Genomic DNA, 21,691 nt, shown 5'->3' with positions numbered 1-21,691 from the left:
CGGTCAGATCTGCATGGCGCGGCGGTTTCGGTAGAGCACGGCCGGCACGAGGGCGGCGATCGCAAAGGCCAGGAACGGCAGCAGCGTCTGCAACAGCGCATACACGCCGACAACCCTCCGGTTGCCGCCCGAAGCCAGCGCCACGGCTTCGGTGGTAATCGTTCGCAGCCGCCCCTCGCCGATGAGAACGGTCGGCAGGTACTGGCCGACGGAAACGGCGAACCCCACGGCAAGCGCGGTCAGGATCGCCCGCGTCAGCATCGGCAGCCGGATGGTCACAAGCGCCGACAGGCGCGAGCGGCCAAGCGCCGCGGCCAGCACGTCGTAGCGATGATCGAAGTGGCGCCAGGCATCGGAGAGCGACAGGAACACATAGGGCAGCACGAAGACGAGATGGACCAGCACCAGCGCGGCCAGTCGATGGGCCGCGCCGCTGCCGATGAACAGCAATTGCAGGCCGAAGACGAAGGTAATCTGCGGCACGATTAGCGGCAGGTAGAGCAGCAGCAGGGCCCTTTGCCCGCCGCTGCGTCCGGTCTGCGTCTCCCGCTCAAGGCAACCGATCGTCAGGACGATGGCGATCAGCGTCGACAGGGCGCCGACGATCAGGGTGGTGGCAAGCGGCTCGGCCATTCGCGGCAAGGCGTTCTGCCAGGTGCGGAAGGTCAGCTGTTGCGGCATCAGGTCGGGAAACTGCCAAAGGCCGGCCACCGACCACAGCGCGAGGAGCGCCATGCCGCCGAACACCGTCGCGCCGATCACGACGATCGAGCCGGCGGCGGCGATCCTGACGCCGCGATCCTGCGCAAGGCGGCGGCCGCGATCGCGCAGGCCCGAAAGCGTGGCGCTGCCGATCCGTTCCAGCAAATGCCAGATGAGCAGGGCCGCCGCCGTCACCCCGAGTTGCACGATCGCGCCGGCGGAGGCGAGAAAGCGGGCGGTCAGATCAGGGTCGTTCATCCATTGTAACAGGCGGACTGCGAGCGTGCCCGGCAGGTTCGGCCCAAGGATCAGGGCGACGTCGACCACCGAGGTCGAATAGGCGACGACGGCATAGACGGCGAGGCGGATCTGCCGGTAGATGCCCGGCCACAGCAGGAAGAGAAAGCCGGCGACCCGTCCGTAGCCGAGCGCGGCGGCGAGCCGGCGCGCCGCCAGGAGTTCGACCTGCGGAAGGGCGGCGAGCGAGACCAGGAAGAGAAACGGGATCTCCTTCAGCACAAGGCCCGCGACCATCGAAAGGCCGAGCGGGTCATGCGGCAGCAGCATGTCGGGCGGGCGATCGATGCCGGCCAGCGGGGCCGCGAGCCGGATCAGGTAGCCGGAAGGCGCTATCAGGAAGGCGAGGCCGAAGGCCGCCGCCGCATGGGGAACGGCCAGCAATGGCGACAGCAGGTGTTGCAGGCGCTCGAGCACGCGCGTGCCGGCAAAGCCCGCGAGGAAAACCGCCGTCACGGCGACCGAGATGGCGGTGACGGCGAGGCCGCACGCCAAGCTGAGCAGCACCGACCGCCCGAGTCCCGGCACCGCCAGGAGCGCGCTGAGCGGCGCGACGCTGAACTCCTGACCGCCCAACGCCGGCAGGTAGCCAAAGGCAGGCAGGATCGTTCCCAGCAGCCCGCAGGACAGCGGCAGGATCATCAGTGCCAACGTCGACAACGTCGCCGCCCTTGCAAAGAATGCGACGGCCCGGCTGCTGGCCCGCGGTGTCGGTGGAGGGCGTTTCACGATCAGTTGCCGCTCGCATAGCGCCGTCGCCATTCGGTCTCGATGCGTTCCATCCAGCTCGCATGCGGTTCGGGAATGACGGGGCCGAGTTCGTCGGGCCCAAGAGTGGCGACGCCGAGATCCAGCGCCTCGAAGGCCGCCCGATCCGCCTCCGGAAGTTTCCCAATGGCCAGCACCGTCGGGTCTCCCCAGAATTGCGGGTCCTGCTTGCGTAGTTGCGCCTCCGGCGAGATCAGGAAATTGGCAAGGACAAGGGCGCCGGCCTTGGCGCTGGCGTTGTACGGCACGGCAACGAAATGGGTGTTGCCGAGCGTGCCGCCGGAGAAGGCGAAGGAGCGGACGGTGTCCGGCAGTTCGCCCGCGGCGACGGCGACGGAGGCCTCGGCGGGATTGAAGGCGAAGATGATGTCCAGCTCCCGATCGGCCAGCTTCTGCTTCATGTCCGGATAGTTCCGCGGGAAGGACTGGCCCGCGCGCCAGGCGACCGCGTGCAGCGCGTCGAGATAGGCAAACAGCGGCTCGACGTCGCGTTCGAAGCGCTCTTCGTCGACGGGCTTCAGGAGCCTGGCCGGGTCGTCGATCACCTCGCTCAGGACCTGCTTGAGAAAGGACGAGCCCATGAAATCGGGCGGGGCGGGATAGGAAAATCGTCCCGGGTTCTGCCTTGCCCATTCCAGCAGCTGTGCGGCGTTGTCCGGCAAGGCGCCGGCGTCGGTGCGTGCGCCGTCATAGAAGAACACCAGCTTGGCGCCGCCCCAGGGGCTCTCGAGACCGTCGGTCGGCTCGGTGAAGTCGGTCAGGATGGTCGGCTGCTCTTCGAGGGCGACATATTGCCAGTTCGGCAGCTGGGTCGCCCAGCCCGGCGTCATCAGCAGGCCCTGCTTCTTCATCGAGACGAAGTTCTCGCCGTTGATCCAGATGAGGTCGACGGAGCCGCCCTCGTTCCGGCCCGCCGCCTTCTCCGCCACGACCTTGCTGACGGCGCTGGCGGTATCGTCGAGCTTCACCTGCACGACCCTGAGGCCGTAGCGTGTCAGCATCGCCTCGCCGACCCATTCCAGATAGGCGTTGATGTTTTCCGATCCGCCCCAGGCGTTGAAGTAGACCGTCTGCCCGGCCGCGGCCTGCTCGACCCTGGGCCAGTCGGAGGGGTCGGGACCGGACGCCTGCGCCGTGGTCGTCAAGCCGGCGATGAGGGTTGCCGCGAAGAGCCGGGTGATCGATTGCATGGGCTGTCCTTCTCCTGTTCTTTCTGGCGACGGGCCTAAGGTCACGTCCGGTGCTTGCGCCGCCACAATTGCTTGACGACCGTCGGCAGGGCGGCCACCGCCGCCAGTGCCAGGAAGGCATAGGTGATGTCCGGCGTCACCAGATCGGCGAGGCTCGCCTCCCGGCCGGCGACCTGCGCGGCGACGAGGACACTGTCGACGCCCTGGCCGAGATAGGCGTAGGCAAACGTTCCCGGCAAAATTCCGAGAAAGGTCGCGGCGACGAAGCGGCCGAGACTGATGTCGAACAAGGCGGCGGCGATGTTGACGACGAAGAACGGGAACACCGGCGCCAGCCTGATTACGAACAGGTAGCCGAAGGCGTTCTCCCGGAAGCCGTCCGCGAGCTTCCTGGTCACGCCGTCGACGCGGTGGCGGAGGAAGCCGCCGAAGGCCGAGCGGGTCGCCAGAAAGAGGAGGGAGGCGCCCACCGTGGCGGCAACCGCGACCAGCGCGCCGCCGATCAGCCAACCAAACAGGAAGCCGCCGAAGATGGTCAGGATCGAGGCGGCGGGAAAGGAGAAGGCTACCGCCAGAATGTAGACGGTCAGGAAGATCGCCGCCGAGAGGACGTAGCGGGCCTCGACAAACGCCTTCAATGCCTCACGCTGCTCGGCGAGGTAGCCAAGGGTGAGATAGTGCTGAAGTCCGAGTGCGTAGCCGACAAGAAGCCCGAGCACGACGAGCGCGACCGGGCCGAAGCGCCAGAGCGGGTTGCGGGAACGTTGGCCGGGTCGTTCGCCCTGGATGTGACGGCGGGAGTCAGACATCGTTCAACGACCAGTCATAGGCATAGGACCGGATCGACGCGCCCTGCAGGCGCCGCGCGAGGTCCGGGGTAGCGAACGCCCTCCAGTGCGCCTTCAGTTGTCCTTCGCCGCCGAAATCGTCGGCGTACCAGGAATAGATATTGGAGGCGGTTATGGCGTCTTCCGCCACGTCGACGCCGCGGCGGTGGTTGACGTAGTCGTGGGCGCCCTGCGCCAGCACCGCCTCGATGTTCGCCCCGGTGTAGGCCTCGGTCGCCAGGTTGGGGCAGGAATATGAGGCGCAGTTGAGGCCGTAGTGGCTCATCGGGTCGCCGAACAGCGGCCTGACGATCCCGTGCTCGATGTCGTCCAGCGACAGCGCGGTGCCACCGACCGTCAGAACCCTGGCGGACCACGGACCCGACTTGAACAGTCCGCCACCGCCCAGATCGATCTTCCTGATCGAGGCGACCGGATAGCGCTCGACGACGATCTCGATCGTCTTGGCGTTGTAGAGATTGATCCAGAAGGCATGGGCTTCGGCCGGCGAAAGCCGGGTCGGGTCGACGGCCGACAGCGCCGTCACGTACTGCCGCAAGGAATCGGCGCCGCCGCTCTTCAGGGCGCGGTAATCCACGCGGTTGTAGCGGCTCGCATCCGGCTTCACATGGCGCTTCAGCAGCCGGTCGAAAGCCGTGTGGTCGAACCGGGCCCCTCCGGTCGGCCGGAACTGCGTCAGGGCTGCTGCGTGCGCCGCTGGGGCAAGGCTTGACGCTGCCAGCGCGCAGGACGCGACCAGCAGGGTCCGGCGCGAGAGCCCCGTTCCGTTCATCGCCATGCGGCCCTCCCTTCGGCCACGCCCCGGTGCCGGCGTGAAACGCCATCGAACGTCATCTGCACGGCAATTGCGGTCATGGCGTCGAATCCTGTGAAAAAGCAATCCAGCCCTGGCGCCAGCGGACCAGGGTGGTGATCGCGCACAGCGCTGCAAAGCCGTAGGCGATGGCGGCGAAGTGGCCGGGGAACAGGCACATGGCAACGAACACGGCGATGGTCTCGAAACCTTCGGCCAGGCCGCCGACATAGTAGATGCCCTTTGTCGGAAACGCCTTCGCCTGCCTTCCCTGCCTGGCGGCGATGAGCGAATAGGCGAGGAACGACGAACCGGTGCCGACGAAGGAGACGATCAGGACCGCGGCCGGCAGCGCATGGGCCTCCGGGGCCTGTACCGCAAAGCCGAGCGGCACCAGCGCGTAGAAGACGAAGTCCAGCGTGATGTCGAGATAGGCGCCGCGGTCCGTCGCGCCGTTGATGCGGGCGACCGCCCCGTCCAGCCCATCGAAGAGCCGGTTGGCCAGAACCAGCGCCAGCGCCGCAGTCCAGTGGCCGGTGGCAAGCGCGGCGAACGCCGAAAGCCCGACCAGAAAGCCGGCGAGCGTGATGGCGTCGGCCGATACGCCCCGCCGCGCGAGGAAAAGCGCCGGCGGCTGGAGTGCGGCCCTTTGCCAGGGAAGAATGCGGGCGTCGATCATCCGCGCCTCCAGGCATGGAACCGCTCAAGCAGCCGCAGCACGCGCGCATCGAGGTGGTTGCGCCGCCACAGGCCCGCCGCCTGCTTGTTGGCCTCGGACAGGGTCGGGTAGATGTGGATGGTGCCGAGGATCTTGTTCAGCCCGAGCCCATGCTTCATGGCGAGCACGAACTCGGCGATCAGATCGCCGGCGTGCTCGCCGACGATGGTCACGCCGAGGATCTTGTCCTTGCCTGGAACCGTCAGCACCTTGACGAAGCCATGGGCGGATCCGTCGGCGATCGCACGGTCGAGATCATCGATACCGAAGCGCGTCACCTCGTGCGCGATGCCCTTCTCCGTCGCTTCGGCCTCGGACAGACCGACGCGCGCCACTTCGGGGTCGGTGAACGTCGCCCAGGGGATGACCGAATAATCCGCCTTGAAGCGCTTGATGTCGCCAAACAGCGCGTTCACCGCCGCGAACCAGGCCTGATGGCCGGCGACATGGGTGAACTGGTAGGGGCCGGCGACGTCGCCAGCGGCCAAAATGTTCGGGTGTAGCGTCTGGAGATAGGCGTTCGTCTCGACCACACGGTCGACCTTTATGCCCAGTTCCTCGAGCCCGAAACCGGTCAGCCGCGGCATGCGTCCGACGGCCACAATGAGTTCGTCGAACTCGATGCGCCGCCGCCCGCCGGCATGCTCCACCTCGATCCACCTGGCACCGTCGGACACGCCACAGGACAGGGCCTTGTGGTTCGTCAGGACGTTGATGCCGTCGGCTTCGAGCGAGACCTGCACCAGTTCCGAAACCTCTTCATCCTCGCGCAGCATGATGCGCGGCGCCATCTCGATCAGGCTGACGTCGGATCCCAGCCGCGCGAAGCTTTGCGCCAGCTCGCACCCGATCGGCCCGCCACCGAGCACGGCGAGCCGCCGCGGCGCCTGCGGGCGGTTCTTCAGGCGGTCCCACATCGTGTCCGAAGTGAGGTAGCCGACGTCCTCGATGCCGGGCAGGGGCGGGACGAAGGGCCCTGCGCCGGTGGCAAGGATGACGGCGCGCGTCGTCAGCCTCCGGAACGTGCCGTCATTGAACGCGATCTCCACGGTCCACGGGTCGACCAGCCGGGCGTGGCCCTCAAGGACCTCGACGCCAAGCGCGGTGTAGCGCGCGACGCTGTCATGCGGCTCGACCTCGGCGATGACCCGATGCACCCTGTCGATCACGTCCTTGAACGGCACCTGCGGCGCATGTGCCGCCAGTCCGTAATGATCGGCATGGCGCATCTGGTGGGCGAGCTTGGAGCTCCGGATCAGCGCCTTCGACGGAACGCAGCCGTAATTGAGGCAGTCCCCGCCCATCTTGTGCGCCTCGACCAGCGTGACGCTGGCCTTGGTGGCGGCGGCGATGTAGGCCGAAACGAGGCCGGCCGAACCGGCCCCGATCACCACCAGATTGCGGTCGAATTTGCGCGGGCGTTTCCAGCGGGGTCTGAAAGAGGGCGGCTTTTCGGCATTCCAAAGCATAAGACAATTCCGTATGGACCGGCCGCAAGTCAGGCTTGAGCGAGGAAACCGGCGAATTCCTTATCCGTTACGCTCGATGGGGACCATATGTTACACCCCTTGACTTCAATCCTGCGTTACCGGCCGACGTAGCCAGGCCGGACTCGGTCGCCTCTGATGGTCGGACTTTCCACCTGTTGCTTGTCGGGCAGGATTTCGGAGCGATAGGAGAGATGCCGTCGATGGCCGCGCGTGCCGCCGCGCGGCTGGAAGAACCCTGCGCTAAAATGCAAAGCCTGACGCGGGCGATCTGAGGGATCGCCCGCGTCAGGCCGAGATCGATGGGACCTGTCGGTCAGCTGGCCGGGGCGCCTGCCCCGCCTATACCGTCACATAGATGTCATCGCCTTCCACGGTCACCGGGAAGCTCTTGGTGCGGATGCTGCTGTCGACGAGGAACTCGCCGGTGCGGATGTCGAACTCCCAGCCGTGCCAGGCGCAGCGAACGAGCTCGCCGGCGCGGTCGTAGACGAACGCGCGCTCGTCGGTCTGCTTGGTGGTTCCGCACACCGGGCCCTCGCACAGCGCCGCGCCCTTGTGGGGACAGACGTTCAGAAGGGCGTGGAAGCCGTCGCTCAGCTTGAACAGGCCGACCGACAGCCGGCCGATGGTGACGATCTTGGCGGCGTCCGCCGGCACGTCCGATGCCTTGCAGGCAAATTGCTTGGTTGCCATTGCGCGCTCCCTCACTCTGCCGCCACGGCCATCGGACGCGGAATGCGCTTGTAGACATCAAGCGCGTTCAGGCCGAGAACCTTTTCCCGCCACGCCGGCGGAATGTGCAGCTTGGTGACGTCGTCATAGTCCCAGTGCGGATAGTCGGAGGCGAACAACAGGGTGTTCTCGCCGTCCATCGCCTCCAGCGTCGCCCACAGGTGCTGGATGTTGGCGGGCTGCTCCAGCGGCTGGGTGGACATGCGGATGTTGCTCTTGAAGTACTCCGACGGCAGCCGCTTGAGCCACGGCGTCTCCTTGCGCAGGGCGCGATAGTTGGCGTCCATGCGCCAGAGAACCGAAGGCACCCAGGCGACGCCGCATTCGATGATCACGACCTTCAGGTCCGGCCACTTCTCGAACACGCCCTGGGCGATCAGCGAGGCCATGTGGGTCATGGCCGACTGCGGCAGGATCGCGTGCGTCTCCCAGAAGAAGGTCGAGGGGCCGGCGCCGATCGGAGTCGAGTTGATGCCGCCCTGGCCGCCGAGATGCATGGCGAACGGCAGGCCCATCTCGGCGCAGGCCTCGAAGATCGGATGGTAGAAGGGGTCGCCATAGGGGCGCTGGGCGCCGTGGCTGACCAAGACCTGGACGATGCGCGGGTGCGAACCGAGACGGCGGATCTCCTCCGCCGCCAGCTTCGGATCCTGCGGCGCGACCACGAGCGAGCCCCAGAAGCGCTCGTCCTTCGGCAGCCAGTAGTCGATCATGTAGTCGTTGTAGGCCTTGCAGAGCGCGTTGGCGTAGTAGGGATTGGCGAGCGTGGAGGCCTCGATCGGCTCGTCGCCCGTCAGGATCGCCACGTCGATGTTGTACTTGTCGAGGTGCTTCTCCTTCATGATCAGGTAGTTGTCGTCTTCCTCGACGGGGTTGATGTCGTGGCGCGCGAAACCCTCCGGATGGAACCAGGGGCGGTGGCCGTGCGGAAAGGCGCCGCGCGGCCCGGTCTTCTCGCCGCGGACGAACATGTCCCTGAACAGGCCCTCCATGTAGGGCTCGAGAACGGTGGCGCTGCACCAGTAATTGTGACAGTCGGTGTCGAGAATGAACATCGAGGGGCTCCGTGGTTCGGCGGACCGTCGGGCGGTCGCGACTGTCTTCACCGTATTGACTCGCTTTCGATCGGAAAATATCACTCGATGCGAGTTATTGATCGGTATTTTTGATCGAATGAACGTACCGCTGATCGTCACCTTTCTCGACGTGCTCGAGACCGGGAACTTCAAGCGCACCGCCGAGCGCATGAACATCATGCAGTCGACGGTGAGCGCCCGCATTCGACAGCTGGAGGAACTGGTTGGCGCACGCCTGTTCGAGCGCGGGCGCGGCGGCGCCGAGCCGACCCCGGCCGGGCGGCGCTTCGAGGGGCATTGCCGCGCCTTTCTCGCGCTCTGGGGGCACGCGCGGCGGGATGTCATCAGCGGCGGCACGGCCAGCAACCTGAGGCTCCACGTCTCCTGCCAGTACAGCCTCGTGCGGGCCTACCTGCTCGACTGGATCGACCGGCTGCGCAGCCGCGACGGGCTGAACCTGCACGTCGAGATCAATTTCTCCTCGCAGATCCAGCGCGACGTGCTGTCCGGAGAGACAGATATCGGCGTCATGTTCGCGCCGCAGCTGACGCCGGATATCCGGATCAGCGAACTGGGGGCGGCGGAGTTCGTGATGGTGTCGACCGACCACAGCGCGCTCGAGGACGTCGACATCAAGCGCTACATCAGGGTCGTCTATACCAGCGCGTTCGAGCGCGCGCACGACGACGCTCTTCCGAAGTTCGCCTTTCCCAGTCTGGTGATCGGCAGCGACGATCTCGCCATCGAGCTTTTGGCGCGGCACGGCGGCACGCTGTACCTGCCCTGGTTCGCCTTCCAGAGCGCCCTTGCCAAGGTGCCCAGCCTGCAGCTCGTGCAGGACGCTCCCGTCATCCCGCAGCCGGTGTTCTCCGCCGTCCACATGCGCCGGCGCTCCGATCCCCTCGTCGTGTCGGCGCTCAAGCTGCTGAAGGAAGTCATCGAGCAGCAATGATCGGAATTTCCGATCGATGATGGTGTTTCTTGCCGGGTCAAACAGATCGAAGGCTTTGCTATAAGCGTCGCACCGAAGGGAGATCGCGATGCTTATGGAGTCACCTTTCCGCTACTCGCTGCCGACAGCCAATGGGCAGCCCTGTTACCGCGGCGGTCCGGCGACGCTCATCTGCAAGGCCGTGATCGAGGAGACCCACGACGCGAAGACCTTCGTGTTCGAGGACAGCGAGAACCGCAGCTTCGACTTCAAGCCCGGCCAGTATGTCACGTTCAAGCTCCGCATCGGCGACAGGCTTTGCCCGCGCGCCTATTCGATCTGTTCCACCCCGACAAGGCCGCACAACCTCCAGGTGACCGTCAAGCGCGTCCCCGGCGGCCTGGCCTCGAACTGGCTGAACGACACCCTGCGGCCCGGGATGAAGCTGGAGATCGCCGACATCGGCGGCCGGTTCAACTACCTCGACATTCCGGCGCACAAGCCACTCTTTCTCAGCGGCGGGTCGGGCGTCACGCCGGTGATCTCGATGCTGCAATACATCAACGACGTCGTCGACCCGACGGACGTGGTGTTCGTCCACTTCGCCCGCACGCCGAAGGACATCATTTTTCGCGACCAGCTGGAGTTCATCGGCAAGCGCTTCAAGAACGTCACGATCCACCTGGTCGTCGACAGCGCCGACGGTGAGCCCGGCTTTGGCGGTACCGTCGGCCGCATCAGCGCGGACCTGATGCGGACGCTCGTGCCGGACCATGCCGAGCGGGAGATCTTCATGTGCGGTCCGGAGGGCTTCATGAAGGCGGCGCGTGTGGTGGCGGACGAGGTGGCGGTCGCCGCCGTGCACGAGGAGAGCTTCGGCGAGAAGATCGTGGTCGACGATGACGCCTGGCCGGGCGGCGACGTCTATTTCTCGCTGTCGGGCAAGCGGGGGACCTGCGCGCCCGGCGAGACATTGCTCGAGGCAGCGCTGAACGCGGGCATCTGGATCGAGAGCTCGTGCCAGCAGGGCGTCTGCGGCAGCTGCAAGGTCAAGCTGACGCAGGGCACCGTCGAGATGGACGACCTCGGCGGCCTTGCCGATGACGAGAAAAGCGAGGGCTACGTGCTGGCCTGCTGCAGCCGGCCCAGGGGCGCCACCTCCGTGGACGCCTGATCGCGTCCGCCGCCGCCAGTCCGGCGCCGACCCGGCTGCAAGGCACGATGACATCCGGCCAACCGTTCACACCGCAGCCCCACGGCAGCTTCGCTGTCGCCCGGCTGCCGCTGTCCGGCAGGTCATCAGCAATGGGCCGGTGCCAGGGGAAGGGCCTGGTTTCCGTCCACGGCCTCAGCGGACGCGGTCGCGCCGGGGTCGGGTCGATGTGCGGCCGCGTCGAAGGGGAACCGAAACGATGAGAAAACTGCTTGCAACCACCTGTCTTGCCGCTGGCCTTGCCAGTCTCGCACCGGCCGCGTCAGCGGCAGAATGCGGGGACGTCGTCATCGCCAACATGAACTGGCAGTCGATCGACGTCCTCGCCAACGTCGACAAGATCATCCTCGAGATCGCCTACGAATGCTCGGTCGACATCACCATCGGCGACACCGTCTCGATCATGACGTCGATGGTGGAGAAGGGCCAGCCCGACATCGCGCCCGAGGCATGGCTCAATGCCCTGCCCGAGGTGGTGTCGCGCGGCGTCGCCGAAGGGCAGCTGGTGTCGGCCGGCAATGCCCTGAGCGATGGCGGCATCCAGGGCTGGTACATGCCGAAGTTCATTGCCGACGCCCATCCGGAGATCAAGACGGTTGCCGACGCGCTGAAGCGTCCGGACCTGTTCCCGGCGCCGGAGGACAGCTCCAAGGGCGCGGTCGTCAACGGTCCGCCCGGTTGGGGCGCGTCGGTGGCCACCAGCCAGATGTACAGGGCCTATGACGCCGAGGCGAAGGGCTTCGTGCTGGTCGACCCGGGTTCGGCCGCCGGCCTGGACGGTTCGATCGCCAAGAACTACGAACGCGGGATCGGCTGGCTCGGCTACTATTGGTCCCCCACCTCGCTGCTCGGCAAATACGCGATGGTCAAGCTCGACTTCGACGCACCGCACGATGCCGCCGAATGGCAACGCTGCAACACGGTGGTCGATTGCGACGACCCGAAGGTCAACGACTGGCCGGTCGACAAGGTCGAGACGCTCGTCACCGACGAGTTTGCCGCCCGCGCCGGCCCGGCGATGGATTATCTGAAGACGCGACGCTGGGACAATGCCACGCTGAACCGGCTGCTGGCCTGGATGACCGACAACCAGGCGACCGGCGAAGACGCGGCAAAGTATTTCCTGAAGAACAATCCCGACCTATGGATGAAGTGGCTTTCGGCCGAGGCGGTGGAAAAGGTGAAAGCGTCCCTCTGACCGGACGGGCCCGGCGCGGCCGCCCGCTCGCGCCGGTCGTGCCATTCGCCTGCCCGGACCATCGTCTCGACCGCGGGTCTGCCCCGGTCTCCCTGCGGGGAGACCGGGTCCAGGTCTGGCTTCCCGACGCCATCGGCCCGGGGTCGCTGTCGCCGTCATTGCTTGCCGCGGCGGCAGGGCGTTGCCCACCTGCCGCCGCGGGCGAGATACCGGCGTTCGGCGCCGATGGGCAATCGCGTTCCGTGCGCGGCGTGTGATGGGAGGGTCACATTCCCCGTCGGGCGGGGAGGCTGGCATTCTCCACTTCGGGCAGGTCCCGGATCGCGGAGAGGCAGCCGGCCACCTCCGAGTGCTCCCTCAGGCGTGCAAAGTGAATTCGCTGCAGGGGCTCGCTGCTGCAGTCGGCCTTGACCGGGGCCGCCCGCTCGACCTCCGGCATGGCCTCGATCTTTTGCAGGACGCGTGACCGCTGCTCCAGGCTCACGCCGGCCCTGATGGTGAACATGATGTCCGTCATTGTCTCGCCGTCGCGATCAGCTGTTCCAGGTTCAGGCGACCATACCCGAAATCCGGCGTGAAGTCTTGGCCGCCCATCGCCGGCACCTTGTCGGCACTGGACGCCAGAGCGTTGCGGACTGCGACCGGGTCCCGCTCGCCGCCGTTGGCAAGGTAGAGGGCGGCAGCGGCCGCCACGTGCGGGCTCGCCATCGAAGTGCCGGGCCAGGCGTCGTAGTCCGTCTCGCGCCGGTCGGGCTTGCCCTGCCGCCATTGCCCGTCCGCTCCGCGCTCGGCGCGCCAGCCAAACTGGCCCGGATAGGTCGGCAGCGTCGACCAGATCGCCTCGCCTGGCGCGGCAATGGTGATGTGATTGCCGCGGTTGGAGAATATGGTGTAGCGATCCTGCAGATTGGTGGCGCCGACGGCGATCACCCCTGGGATCGCGGCAGGATAGGACGTCGGGCTGCCTTCGGTCCGATCATTGCCCATGGCGGCGACGATCGTGATTCCGCGCGCCAGCAATTCCTCGAACGCGGCGCTTTCGGTCGGGTCCGGCGGGGCATTCCCTCCGATGGAAAGATTGACAATGTCGATGCCCGCATCCGCGCAATCGAGCAGCGCGCGCAGGTACATCAGCGGATCGACGAAGTAGGCGAATTCTGCCGTGCCATTCCAGTAAGTCAGCAGGTCGGGGCGGTCGTCGAAGATCTTCCAGGCGTGAATCCGGGCGCGCGATATGCCATTGATGCCGAGATTGTTGCCGATGGTGGCCGCGATGGTGCCCGCGACGTGGGTGCCGTGTCCGACCAGATCCTGGGAGGAACTTGCACCGGGCAGGTCGGGGTGCTCGAACGTGTACCGGGCGATCTGGTCCTTCAGGTCGGGATGCTCTGGATCGATCCCCGTGTCGAGCACGGCCACGTTGATCCTGCTGGCATCGTTGTAGCCGCTCAGGGCGCGCGCCTCGTCCCACCTGATCTTGCGCAAGTTCCACATGGTGTGTGCGGGCGGCGGCGCTGCCGCAACTTGTCCGCCGCTGGCCGCCGGCTTGGCCCTGGCGGAGGCCCGCGGCCTTGTCGGTGAAGCCGACGCCAGATACCGCTGCGGAACTCTCGCGACCGAGGCGACGGAGGGATCGCCGGCGAGCGCCAGTTGCAGCTGCCTGACGTCTGTTTCTCCGGCGAGTTCCACCAGGCTGGTCGCTCCGCCTGGCGTCCGGTCGTCCATGGCGGCGTTCATGGCCAGCACCGGCGCGGACCACCCAACCGAATCGTCGGCGGCCAGTGGGAGCAACTCCGGCTTGGCGTGTGGATCGCGCGCCGGCCTTACCAGCATGCGGCTGGAATATTGCGGCGACAAGCGCGACACCGGCGTGACGCGCTTGACCAGCCCGGCCCTCTCAAAAAAGGCCAGCGCCTGGAGCCCACTGGTGAGCGGTGTACGGGCGGCAGCAAGTGCTGCCTCGAAAGTCGGGTGTTGTTGCCGGGGCTTCATGCGCACGAACAGCATCGCGTCATGATAGGCCGGAAGGCCCGCACTTCTGAACAGCCGTCCCATCTTCAAACCCTCCCGCAGATCAGCAACTGGTGCAGCATAGGCTGCGCAGGGCGCCAGACCCTGGACAGGCAACCAGGCTTCGTGGCGGCATCCGCACGTCGAAACAGAGTTAAACATAAAACCAAAACGAGAACAAACAAAATTTACACGGTAAAGTAGATGATGCCCATGATCCGCCACGCTGCCCACCTCCCGTTGCGTCCAGCAGCGGGATTGCGGCGGAAGTGCGCGCGGCAGATAAAACACAACGGCGACCTTTGCAGACTGGTATGCTGCTCAGATCTAAATGGACGCTGACGCCAGGACCACTCGGCGCTACCACTGCATGTCGGCGCAGGCATGAACTGACGGTCTTGGGGAGTATCATACCGGAATGGACGAATTTGATTATGTGGTCGTTGGCGCCGGTTCGGCCGGCTGCGTGCTTGCCAACCGGCTGACGGCGGACGGCAAGTATCGGGTGGCCCTGCTCGAAGCCGGCGGCAGCGACCTGAACTTCTGGGTGCGGATGCCGATCGGCTACGGCAAGGCCTTCTATCACGACGACCTCAACTGGAAGTACCTGACCGAACCCGATCCGGGCACCGGCAACCGGCCGAGCTACTGGCCGCGCGGCAAGGTCATCGGCGGTTCCAGTTCGATCAACGCCATGGTGTTCATCCGCGGCCAGGCCGAGGACTTCGACGGCTGGCGCGACCTCGGCAATCCCGGTTGGGGCTACGACGACGTCCTGCCGGCGTTCAAGCGCATGGAAGACAACCTCGCCGGCGCCGATGCCTGGCGTGGCCGTGGTGGACCGTTGACGGTCAGCAGCATCGATGACGTCGTCCATCCGCTCTGCGCCAACTACCTCGCCGCCGGCGTCGAGGCGGGCCTGGCGCGCAATGCCGACTTCAACGGGGCCACCCAGGAGGGCATCGGCATCTACCAGATCACCACGCGCAACGGATTCCGCTGCTCCACCGCGACCGCCTATCTCAATCCGGTCCGCAGGCGACACAACCTTTCGATCATCAAACGCGCCCATGTGACCCGCATCCTGTTCGAGGGGCGGCGTGCGGTCGGCGTCGAATATCGCCGGGGCAGCGAGACGTATCGCCTCAAGGCGCGCCGCGAGGTCATCCTGTCGGCTGGTGCGGTCAACTCGCCGCAGATCCTGCAACTGTCCGGGGTGGGCGATCCGAAGCAGCTGCGCCGTCTCGGCATCGAGGTCGTGCACGCGGCGCCCGAGGTCGGGCGCAACCTGCAGGACCATATCGGCTTCGACCATCTCTATGAATCGACGCGCCCCACGCTCAACAACGTCCTGCGCCCGTGGTGGGGGCGGATGGCCGTGGGCCTGCGCTACGTGCTGACGCGCAGCGGCCCGCTGTCGCTGAGCGTCAATCAGGGCGGCGGCTTCTTCCGCACCTCACCCGAGCGCGACCGGCCCAACATGCAGCTCTATTTTTCGCCGGTCAGCTACACGCGCGCGGTGCCGGGCAGACGGGCGCTGATGAGCCCGGACACGTTCCCCGGCTTCCTGGTCGGCGTATCGAACTGCCACCCGACCAGCCGCGGCCACCTCGGCATTCGCTCCGCCGATCCGTTCGCAGCGCCGGAGATCCATCCGAACTATCTCTCGACCGAGACGGATGTCGCCGAACTCGTGCAGGCCGCGCGCTTTCTGCGGCGGTTGGCGACAACCGCGCCGATGCAGGAAATCATCAAACGCGAGATCCGGCCGGGCGTGGAGATCGAAAGCGACGAGGCGATGATCGCCGACATCCGGGCGCGCAGCGGCTCGGTGTTTCATCCCTGCGGCACCTGCGCGATGGGGCCGGATGCGCAGACATCGGTGGTCGACGCCCGGCTCCGGGTCCACGGCCTCGACGGCTTGCGCGTCATCGACGCCTCGATCTTCCCGCGGATCACCTCCGGTAATCTCAACGCGCCGACGATCATGGTCGGCGAGAAGGGGGCGGAACTGGTACTCGCCGACGCGGCCTGACGCCGTCAGCGGCCGGCCATCCTGTTCCCTGGGCCGGCCCTTTCCGCGCGCATGTCGCGCAGAAGGCTGCCCAGTGCCTGGGCGCCGTTGGCAAGCACGCGCGGCGCAACCGAGCTGAAGCCGAGGATCAGACCCTTCTGCGTCACCGGCGTGATGGCGAAGCGGTTGATCGGCGCGACGATGATGCTGCGCTCCGCCGCGCGGCGCGCGACCTCGACCTCATCGAAACCCTCGGCCAGCCGCCCGACGGTGTGGAAGCCGGTCTCGGTCGGCGCCACCTCCAGCAGGCCGGCGGCGTGTTCCGCCGCAGCGTCGATCAGCGCCTGCTGCCGCTCGGCGTAGATCTTGCGCATGCGGCGGATGTGGCTGGCGAAATGCCCGTGCTCGACGAAGCTCGCCACGACCGCCTGCAGGCTGGTCGGCGCCCCCTGCAACGTCGCCCCGGCGATTCGGTGGAACACGTCGACCAGCTCGGGAGGCGCGACGACATAACCGAGCCGCAGGGCCGCAAACAGGGTCTTCGAGAAGCTGCCGACATAGATGACGCGCCCGGAGGTGTCGACGCTCTTCAGCGTCGGCGGCGGGTGGCCGGCATAGTGGAACTCGCCGACATAGTCGTCCTCGATGATCCAGGCGCCCGCCCGTTCGGCTGCGCGCAGGAGCTCGAACCGGCGCTTCAGGCTCATCGTCACGCCAAGCGGATGCTGGTGGGCGGGGGTGACGAAGGCGAGCCGGAAATCGGGCGCCACGCTCAGCCCTTCGGCCACGTCCATGCCTTCCTCGTCGATGCTCAAGGGGACAAGCCTGGCGCCCGAGGAAATCAGGCTGTTGCGGGCGCCGATCGCGCCCGGGTTCTCGATCCAGACGGTGTCGCCCGGGTCCAGCAGCGTGTTGCCGATGCGGTTGAAGGCGTCCTGCGCGCCGTTGAAGATGAAGACCTGGTCGGGTTCGCACACCACGCCGCGGTTGGAGCGCAGGTGGGTGGCGACGGCCCTGCGCAGTTCCGGCAGGCCGCTGGCATCCGGATAGCCGAGGACCAGGTTGCGCGGCTGCCGCCAGTAGCGCGCCGCAAGACTGGACCACAATGCCATCGGGAATTCGTCGAAGGCCGGGATGCCGGTGATGAAGGGGCGCGGGTTTTCCGGGTGGTTGAGGCGCGGAAAGAAATGTTCGGACGCCTCCGAGGCGAGCTGGGCGAGGCGTGTCGGCCGGCGGGGTTCATCGTTCACGCTGTCGCCCGGGATCGGCGCGGGCTGTCCCTCCTGCAGGGTATCGGCGACATAGGCGCCGGCGCCGACGTTCGAGCGGATCAGACCCTCCGCCGTAAGCTGCTCGTAGATGCTGATGGCGGTGGTGCGGGAAATGGCCTGGTCTCGGGCCAGCGTGCGGCTGGAGGGAAGGCGCTGGCCGGGACGGAGTTCGCCCGAGAGGATCATGTCGCGCAGGGCGCAGCTGAGCTGGACGCTGATCGGCGTCTTCGAATTGCGATCGAAAGTCAGCGTCGGCAACAGCGCACCGCCTGCATACTTGACCATGCTTTGCTCCCGGCAACTGGTTCTCGCTGAAAGTGGTCGCCTACTTTATCCAAAGTGGACCTGTTGCAAAGGCGATATTGCGAAGATGGTCGTACCAATTCACGACATCAAGCGCGACGAGCAAGAGCGTTGCGTGCATCAACCTGATTGGACTGCCATGAAGATCAAGCGCCTCGAAACCTTCTGCAACGAGTATGTCGGGTTCGTCCGGGTTACCGACGAAGCGGGGGCAACAGGCTGGGGGCAGGTGTCGACCTATCATGCCGACATCACCGCACAGGTCCTGCATCGACAGGTGGCGCCGTGGACCCTCGGTGTCGACATCGACGATCTCGACGACCACCTCGACCGCATCGCCGAACGCGAGCACAAGTTTCCGGGCTCCTATATCTGCCGGGCCATGTGCGGCCTCGATACGGCGATCTGGGACCTGCGCGGCAAGCTTGCCGGCAAGCCGGTCGCCGCGCTGCTCGGGGGCTCGGCGGGGTCGCTGCGCGCCTATGCCTCGTCGATGAAGCGCGACATCACACCGGAACAGGAGGCCGAGCGCTTCAAGCGGCTGCGCGACACCTTTGGCTTCGATGCCTTCAAGTTTCGCGTCGGCGCCGAGTGCGGCCGCGACCAGGACGAGTGGCCGGGCCGCACCGAGGAGATCATTCCGACGATCGCCAGGGCGGTCGGCGGACCGGGCGTGGACCTGCTCGCCGATGCCAATTCCTGCTACTCGCCGGCCCGCGCCATCGAGGTCGGCCGCCTGATGGAGGACAACGGGCTCGTACATTTCGAGGAGCCGTGCCCCTACTGGGAGCTCGAGCAGACGAAGCAGGTGGCGGACGCGCTCGCCATCGACGTCACCGGCGGCGAACAGGATTGCGACCTGCAGACCTGGCGGCGCATGATCGACATGCGCGCCGTCGATATCGTGCAGCCGGACATCTGCTATCTCGGCGGCATCAACCGCACGATGCGGGTGGTGCGCATGGCCGAGGGCGCCGGCCTCCCGGTCACGCCGCACGCCGCCAACTGGTCGATGGTGACGCTGTTCACCATGCACCTGCTCCGGGCCATCCCCAACGGCGGCAAGTACCTCGAGTTCTCGATCGAGGAGGCGGACTACTATCCGTGGCAGTACGGGCTGTTCCGCAAGTCGCCCTATGATATCGTCGACGGCAAGGCGATGGTGACCGACGAACCCGGTTGGGGCGTCGAGATCGATCCGGAGTGGCTTGCCAAGTCCAGCTATCGCGTGAGCGAGGTGAACTGAACATGACGACCGAAACTCTTGTCGCCGAGTACTTTTCGTCCGGGACCCTTTCCGGTCTTCCGAGCCGGCATTTCATCGACGGCGCGTTCGTGGCGGCGTCGGGCGGACGCGCAATGGACACCTTCGATCCCGGTTCGGCGCGCGCCTATCACGGCTTTGCCGCGGGCGATGCCAGCGACATCGATCGCGCCGTCGAGGCGGCCAAGCGCGCCCAGCGCGACTGGGGCCGGATGAAGGCGAGCGCGCGCGGCGCCATTCTTTCCAGGGCGGCGGAAATGATCCGCTCCGAGGCGGCGCGGCTTGCCGTGGTCGAAAGCCTCGACAGCGGCAAGGCGCTGCAGGAGGCCGAAGGCGACGTCGCCGGTGCCGCGCGCTGCTTCGACTACTACGCCGGGGCGGCCGACAAGATGCAGGGCGACACGTTCCCGCTCGGGGCCGACTACATCGGCTACTCGCTCCAGGAGCCGGTTGGCGTGACCGCCCACGTCATTCCCTGGAACTACCCGCTGTCGACGGCGGCGCGAAGCTTCGCGCCGGCGCTGGCCGCCGGCTGCACCGTGGTGGCCAAGCCGGCCGAGCAGACACCGCTGACCGCGCTGATGCTCGCCGACATCCTGCACCGGGCCGGCGTGTCCGCCGGGGTCTGCAACGTCGTCACCGGCACCGGCGCGGAAGCCGGCGCGCCGCTGGTGTCGCATCCCGACGTCCGTCACGTGACCTTCACCGGCTCGACCGCGACCGGCATCCGCATCATGCAGGCGGCGGCGCCGAACGTGGCGAGCGTGGTGCTCGAGCTCGGCGGCAAGTCGCCGGTGGTGGTAATGGCGGATGCCGACCTGGATGCTGCGGCCGAGGGCGTCCTCGGCGCGATCTACGAGAATGCCGGGCAGATCTGCTCGGCCGGATCGCGGCTCGTGGTCGAGCGCAAGGTCCATGCCGAGCTGGTCGAGCGGCTGGCAGCCAAGGCAAGGACGCTGAAGCTCGGCCACGGCCTCCGGCGCCCGCAGGTCGGCGCGCTCAATTCCGCCGCCCACCTCGAAAAGGTGGCCGGCTATGTCGAGGGTGCGAAAAGCCGCGGCATCGCCGTCGCCGCCGGCGGCAATCGCGCGACCGATCCGCAGACCGGCAAGGGCTGGTTCTTCGAGCCGACGATCCTCGACAAGGTGGCGGCGACCGACACGGTGATCCAGGAGGAAATCTTCGGCCCGGTCCTTTCGGTCCAGCTGGTCGAGGGCGAAGACGAGGCGGTGGCAATCGCCAACGCCACGCCGTTCGGCCTGGTCGCGGGCATCTACACGCGCGACTTCGCCCGCGCTCACCGCATGGCGCGCGACATCGATGCGGGGCAGGTCTACATCAACGAGTATTTCGCCGGCGGGATCGAGGTGCCCTTCGGCGGCAACAAGATGTCCGGCTTCGGCCGCGAGAAGGGTCTCGAGGCCCTGCGCAGCTACACGCGGATCAAGAGCCTTGCGGCGAAGATCGCGAACTAGAAGGGGATAATGGACTGCCCATCGACGGAGAATGGACCTTTGAGGCGGTCCAATTCGCTTCTTAGATGCTAGCGGCTACCGGAGGGACCGGAGGAGCCGCAAGGGGAATGCGGCTCCGGGTCATGCGTGGCACGGAACTGAACGAAAGGCTGGATGAACCGGCCCGCAAACTGAGGAGAACATCATGAATTTCAGGATCGCTCTCGCTGCCGGCACCGCGCTGGCGCTGGCTTTCGGAGGCTCGGCGCAGGCCGAGACGCTGCGCCTTCTGACCTGGGGCGGCTACGCCCCGGACAACGTCATCCAGCTGTTCGAAAAGGAATACCCGGACATCGACGTCGAGGTGACGCTGTCGAACAACGAGGAAATGATCGCCAAGCTCCGCGCCACCGGCGGGGCGGGATATGACCTCGCCCAGCCGAGCCATGACCGCATCTTCGCCGCCCAGCAGGAGTACGACATCTACAAGCCGCTCGACATCTCCAAGATCGAGACCGCGTCGATGGCACCGGGCCTGCTCGAAGGCGTCAAGGCCAATGCGACCATCGACGGCGAGCTCTACGCCGTTCCGCACCAGTGGGGCACCTCGGGCGTGGTCGCCGACATCTCCAAGGCGCCGGACGTGAAGGGCTGGGCGGACCTGTGCGACCCGCAGTACAAGGGCCGCACCTCGATGCGGCTGAAGCGCACCATCCTGCTCGGCACGGCATTCTCGCTCGGCAAGGATCCGTTTGCGCTGTACAACGACAAGGATGGCTACCAGCAGATGCTGGACGAGGTCACCGAGAAGCTGATCGGCTGCAAGGACATCGTCAAGACCTACTGGCAGGGCGGCGACGATCTCGCCACGCTGCTGCTGTCCGGCGAAGTCGTCGTGTCGGAGGCCTGGGATTCCACCGCCTTCAAGCTCTACGGCGAGAACAAGAACTTCGTCTACGTCCCGCCGGAGACCGGCGCGCTGGCCTGGATCGACACCTTCGTGATCCCGCGCAAGGGCGAAGCCGACGACGCGGCCTACAAATGGATCAACTTCGTCATGCGCCCGGACATCGTCACGCTGATGTCCGACTCGACCGGCGCGATCGCCGCCGTCAAAAACGGCATCGACCTGCTGCCGGAGGACAAGAAGGCGGCAGTCCAGGCGGCCTTCGACGACGACGACCTCGCCAACCTGAAGTACTTCGCCAACATCCCCGCCGGGATCGAAGACATGGAAGGCAAGGCGCTCGAACGCATCAAGGCCGCCACTTCCAACTGACAATCCGAATGCCCGGCGGAGGGAGCGGCCACGGCTGCTCCCTCCGGCAGACCGGGGAATGCTGAAGACGCGCCCTGGCGCGCCAGACACCACGCGCCGGATCCGGCCGATGGCAGCGCCCCTGCGCGCGCCGATGGGAT

General features: G+C 66.5%; 18 protein-coding genes. 7 read left to right on the top strand and 11 right to left on the bottom strand.

What is annotated here, in order from left to right; genetic code table 11:
* Window positions 1–3 precede the first annotated feature (3 nt).
* The 8 genes from ACXAGF_RS16420 to ACXAGF_RS16385 form a co-directional block, all read right to left on the bottom strand.
* Window positions 4–1,641, bottom strand: coding sequence for an ABC transporter permease (locus ACXAGF_RS16420; RefSeq protein ID WP_475019327.1), 1,638 nt, complete (start codon window positions 1,639–1,641; stop codon window positions 4–6).
* 89 nt (window positions 1,642–1,730) lie between these two features.
* Window positions 1,731–2,957: an ABC transporter substrate-binding protein gene (locus tag ACXAGF_RS16415; RefSeq protein ID WP_475018447.1), complete on the bottom strand. Its 1,227-nt coding sequence runs from the start codon at window positions 2,955–2,957 to the stop codon at window positions 1,731–1,733.
* Between the two features lie 41 nt (window positions 2,958–2,998).
* Entirely contained in the window at window positions 2,999–3,766 is a 768-nt protein-coding gene (locus ACXAGF_RS16410; protein WP_475018446.1) for a TVP38/TMEM64 family protein, read from the bottom strand.
* Complete coding sequence (locus ACXAGF_RS16405; RefSeq protein WP_475018445.1) at window positions 3,759–4,583, bottom strand: DUF547 domain-containing protein; 825 nt, start codon at window positions 4,581–4,583, stop codon at window positions 3,759–3,761. Before ACXAGF_RS16405 ends, ACXAGF_RS16410 begins: the two co-directional genes overlap by 8 nt.
* A gap of 73 nt (window positions 4,584–4,656) precedes the next feature.
* The gene (locus ACXAGF_RS16400) at window positions 4,657–5,277 is read right to left on the bottom strand and encodes a CDP-alcohol phosphatidyltransferase family protein (RefSeq protein WP_475018444.1); all 621 of its coding nucleotides are present in this window, start codon (window positions 5,275–5,277) and stop codon (window positions 4,657–4,659) included.
* Window positions 5,274–6,785: a dihydrolipoyl dehydrogenase family protein gene (locus ACXAGF_RS16395; RefSeq protein ID WP_475018443.1), complete on the bottom strand. Its 1,512-nt coding sequence runs from the start codon at window positions 6,783–6,785 to the stop codon at window positions 5,274–5,276. Before ACXAGF_RS16395 ends, ACXAGF_RS16400 begins: the two co-directional genes overlap by 4 nt.
* 360 nt (window positions 6,786–7,145) lie before the next feature.
* Window positions 7,146–7,499 (bottom strand): Rieske (2Fe-2S) protein, encoded by a 354-nt coding sequence (locus tag ACXAGF_RS16390; protein ID WP_475018442.1) that lies wholly within the window; start codon window positions 7,497–7,499, stop codon window positions 7,146–7,148.
* Window positions 7,500–7,510: 11 nt separating this feature from the next.
* Window positions 7,511–8,593 carry an amidohydrolase family protein gene (locus ACXAGF_RS16385; protein ID WP_475018441.1) on the bottom strand — a complete coding sequence of 361 codons (1,083 nt, stop codon included), beginning with the start codon at window positions 8,591–8,593 and terminating at the stop codon, window positions 7,511–7,513.
* A gap of 118 nt (window positions 8,594–8,711) precedes the next feature.
* Between ACXAGF_RS16385 and ACXAGF_RS16380 the strand changes: the two genes are divergently transcribed.
* The 3 genes from ACXAGF_RS16380 to ACXAGF_RS16370 all read left to right on the top strand — a co-directional run bounded on the left by ACXAGF_RS16380 (window position 8,712) and on the right by ACXAGF_RS16370 (window position 11,956).
* Window positions 8,712–9,566, top strand: a complete 855-nt coding sequence (locus ACXAGF_RS16380; protein WP_475018440.1) for a LysR family transcriptional regulator — start codon at window positions 8,712–8,714, stop codon at window positions 9,564–9,566.
* Between the two features lie 88 nt (window positions 9,567–9,654).
* On the top strand, window positions 9,655–10,719 hold the full coding sequence (locus ACXAGF_RS16375; RefSeq protein ID WP_475018439.1) for an FAD-binding oxidoreductase: 1,065 nt from the start codon (window positions 9,655–9,657) through the stop codon (window positions 10,717–10,719).
* A gap of 238 nt (window positions 10,720–10,957) precedes the next feature.
* Window positions 10,958–11,956: a glycine betaine ABC transporter substrate-binding protein gene (locus ACXAGF_RS16370; protein ID WP_475018438.1), complete on the top strand. Its 999-nt coding sequence runs from the start codon at window positions 10,958–10,960 to the stop codon at window positions 11,954–11,956.
* Between the two features lie 265 nt (window positions 11,957–12,221).
* On the opposite strand, the gene ACXAGF_RS16365 is transcribed toward ACXAGF_RS16370, so the two are convergent.
* The gene (locus ACXAGF_RS16365; RefSeq protein WP_475018437.1) at window positions 12,222–12,473 is read right to left on the bottom strand and encodes a hypothetical protein; all 252 of its coding nucleotides are present in this window, start codon (window positions 12,471–12,473) and stop codon (window positions 12,222–12,224) included.
* Window positions 12,470–14,011 (bottom strand): S8 family peptidase, encoded by a 1,542-nt coding sequence (locus ACXAGF_RS16360; protein WP_475018436.1) that lies wholly within the window; start codon window positions 14,009–14,011, stop codon window positions 12,470–12,472. Before ACXAGF_RS16360 ends, ACXAGF_RS16365 begins: the two co-directional genes overlap by 4 nt.
* A gap of 373 nt (window positions 14,012–14,384) precedes the next feature.
* On the opposite strand from ACXAGF_RS16360, the gene ACXAGF_RS16355 reads away from it, so the two are divergent.
* Complete coding sequence (locus tag ACXAGF_RS16355) at window positions 14,385–16,001, top strand: GMC family oxidoreductase (RefSeq protein ID WP_475018435.1); 1,617 nt, start codon at window positions 14,385–14,387, stop codon at window positions 15,999–16,001.
* Window positions 16,002–16,006: 5 nt separating this feature from the next.
* On the opposite strand, the gene pdxR is transcribed toward ACXAGF_RS16355, so the two are convergent.
* Entirely contained in the window at window positions 16,007–17,536 is a 1,530-nt protein-coding gene (gene pdxR / locus ACXAGF_RS16350; protein ID WP_475018434.1) for a MocR-like pyridoxine biosynthesis transcription factor PdxR, read from the bottom strand.
* 157 nt (window positions 17,537–17,693) lie between these two features.
* Here pdxR and ACXAGF_RS16345 point away from each other — a divergent pair, with 157 nt between their 5' ends.
* The 3 genes from ACXAGF_RS16345 to ACXAGF_RS16335 all read left to right on the top strand — a co-directional run bounded on the left by ACXAGF_RS16345 (window position 17,694) and on the right by ACXAGF_RS16335 (window position 21,551).
* Complete coding sequence (locus ACXAGF_RS16345) at window positions 17,694–18,800, top strand: mandelate racemase/muconate lactonizing enzyme family protein (RefSeq protein ID WP_475018433.1); 1,107 nt, start codon at window positions 17,694–17,696, stop codon at window positions 18,798–18,800.
* A gap of 2 nt (window positions 18,801–18,802) precedes the next feature.
* Window positions 18,803–20,293 carry an aldehyde dehydrogenase family protein gene (locus ACXAGF_RS16340; protein WP_475018432.1) on the top strand — a complete coding sequence of 497 codons (1,491 nt, stop codon included), beginning with the start codon at window positions 18,803–18,805 and terminating at the stop codon, window positions 20,291–20,293.
* Window positions 20,294–20,477: 184 nt separating this feature from the next.
* Window positions 20,478–21,551 carry an extracellular solute-binding protein gene (locus ACXAGF_RS16335; RefSeq protein ID WP_475018431.1) on the top strand — a complete coding sequence of 358 codons (1,074 nt, stop codon included), beginning with the start codon at window positions 20,478–20,480 and terminating at the stop codon, window positions 21,549–21,551.
* Window positions 21,552–21,691: the final 140 nt, after the last annotated feature.

The organism is Mycoplana sp. ABR4_002, from assembly GCF_056159645.1.
This window is presented reverse-complemented; position numbering and strand designations above follow the sequence as displayed.

What these genes read in the sequence shown, in the direction of transcription:
- ACXAGF_RS16375 (WP_475018439.1), top strand. Translation starts at nt 9,655, where the DNA reads ATGCTTATGGAGTCACCTTTCCGCTACTCGCTGCCGACAGCCAATGGG.
- ACXAGF_RS16400 (WP_475018444.1), bottom strand. Translation starts at nt 5,277, where the DNA reads ATGATCGACGCCCGCATTCTTCCCTGGCAAAGGGCCGCACTCCAGCCG.
- ACXAGF_RS16360 (WP_475018436.1), bottom strand. Translation starts at nt 14,011, where the DNA reads ATGGGACGGCTGTTCAGAAGTGCGGGCCTTCCGGCCTATCATGACGCG.
- ACXAGF_RS16415 (WP_475018447.1), bottom strand. Translation starts at nt 2,957, where the DNA reads ATGCAATCGATCACCCGGCTCTTCGCGGCAACCCTCATCGCCGGCTTG.
- ACXAGF_RS16420 (WP_475019327.1), bottom strand. Translation starts at nt 1,641, where the DNA reads ATGATCCTGCCGCTGTCCTGCGGGCTGCTGGGAACGATCCTGCCTGCC.
- ACXAGF_RS16340 (WP_475018432.1), top strand. Translation starts at nt 18,803, where the DNA reads ATGACGACCGAAACTCTTGTCGCCGAGTACTTTTCGTCCGGGACCCTT.
- ACXAGF_RS16365 (WP_475018437.1), bottom strand. Translation starts at nt 12,473, where the DNA reads ATGACGGACATCATGTTCACCATCAGGGCCGGCGTGAGCCTGGAGCAG.
- ACXAGF_RS16390 (WP_475018442.1), bottom strand. Translation starts at nt 7,499, where the DNA reads ATGGCAACCAAGCAATTTGCCTGCAAGGCATCGGACGTGCCGGCGGAC.
- ACXAGF_RS16410 (WP_475018446.1), bottom strand. Translation starts at nt 3,766, where the DNA reads ATGTCTGACTCCCGCCGTCACATCCAGGGCGAACGACCCGGCCAACGT.
- ACXAGF_RS16335 (WP_475018431.1), top strand. Translation starts at nt 20,478, where the DNA reads ATGAATTTCAGGATCGCTCTCGCTGCCGGCACCGCGCTGGCGCTGGCT.
- ACXAGF_RS16370 (WP_475018438.1), top strand. Translation starts at nt 10,958, where the DNA reads ATGAGAAAACTGCTTGCAACCACCTGTCTTGCCGCTGGCCTTGCCAGT.
- ACXAGF_RS16405 (WP_475018445.1), bottom strand. Translation starts at nt 4,583, where the DNA reads ATGGCGATGAACGGAACGGGGCTCTCGCGCCGGACCCTGCTGGTCGCG.
- ACXAGF_RS16380 (WP_475018440.1), top strand. Translation starts at nt 8,712, where the DNA reads ATGAACGTACCGCTGATCGTCACCTTTCTCGACGTGCTCGAGACCGGG.
- ACXAGF_RS16385 (WP_475018441.1), bottom strand. Translation starts at nt 8,593, where the DNA reads ATGTTCATTCTCGACACCGACTGTCACAATTACTGGTGCAGCGCCACC.
- pdxR (WP_475018434.1), bottom strand. Translation starts at nt 17,536, where the DNA reads ATGGTCAAGTATGCAGGCGGTGCGCTGTTGCCGACGCTGACTTTCGAT.
- ACXAGF_RS16395 (WP_475018443.1), bottom strand. Translation starts at nt 6,785, where the DNA reads ATGCTTTGGAATGCCGAAAAGCCGCCCTCTTTCAGACCCCGCTGGAAA.
- ACXAGF_RS16355 (WP_475018435.1), top strand. Translation starts at nt 14,385, where the DNA reads ATGGACGAATTTGATTATGTGGTCGTTGGCGCCGGTTCGGCCGGCTGC.
- ACXAGF_RS16345 (WP_475018433.1), top strand. Translation starts at nt 17,694, where the DNA reads ATGAAGATCAAGCGCCTCGAAACCTTCTGCAACGAGTATGTCGGGTTC.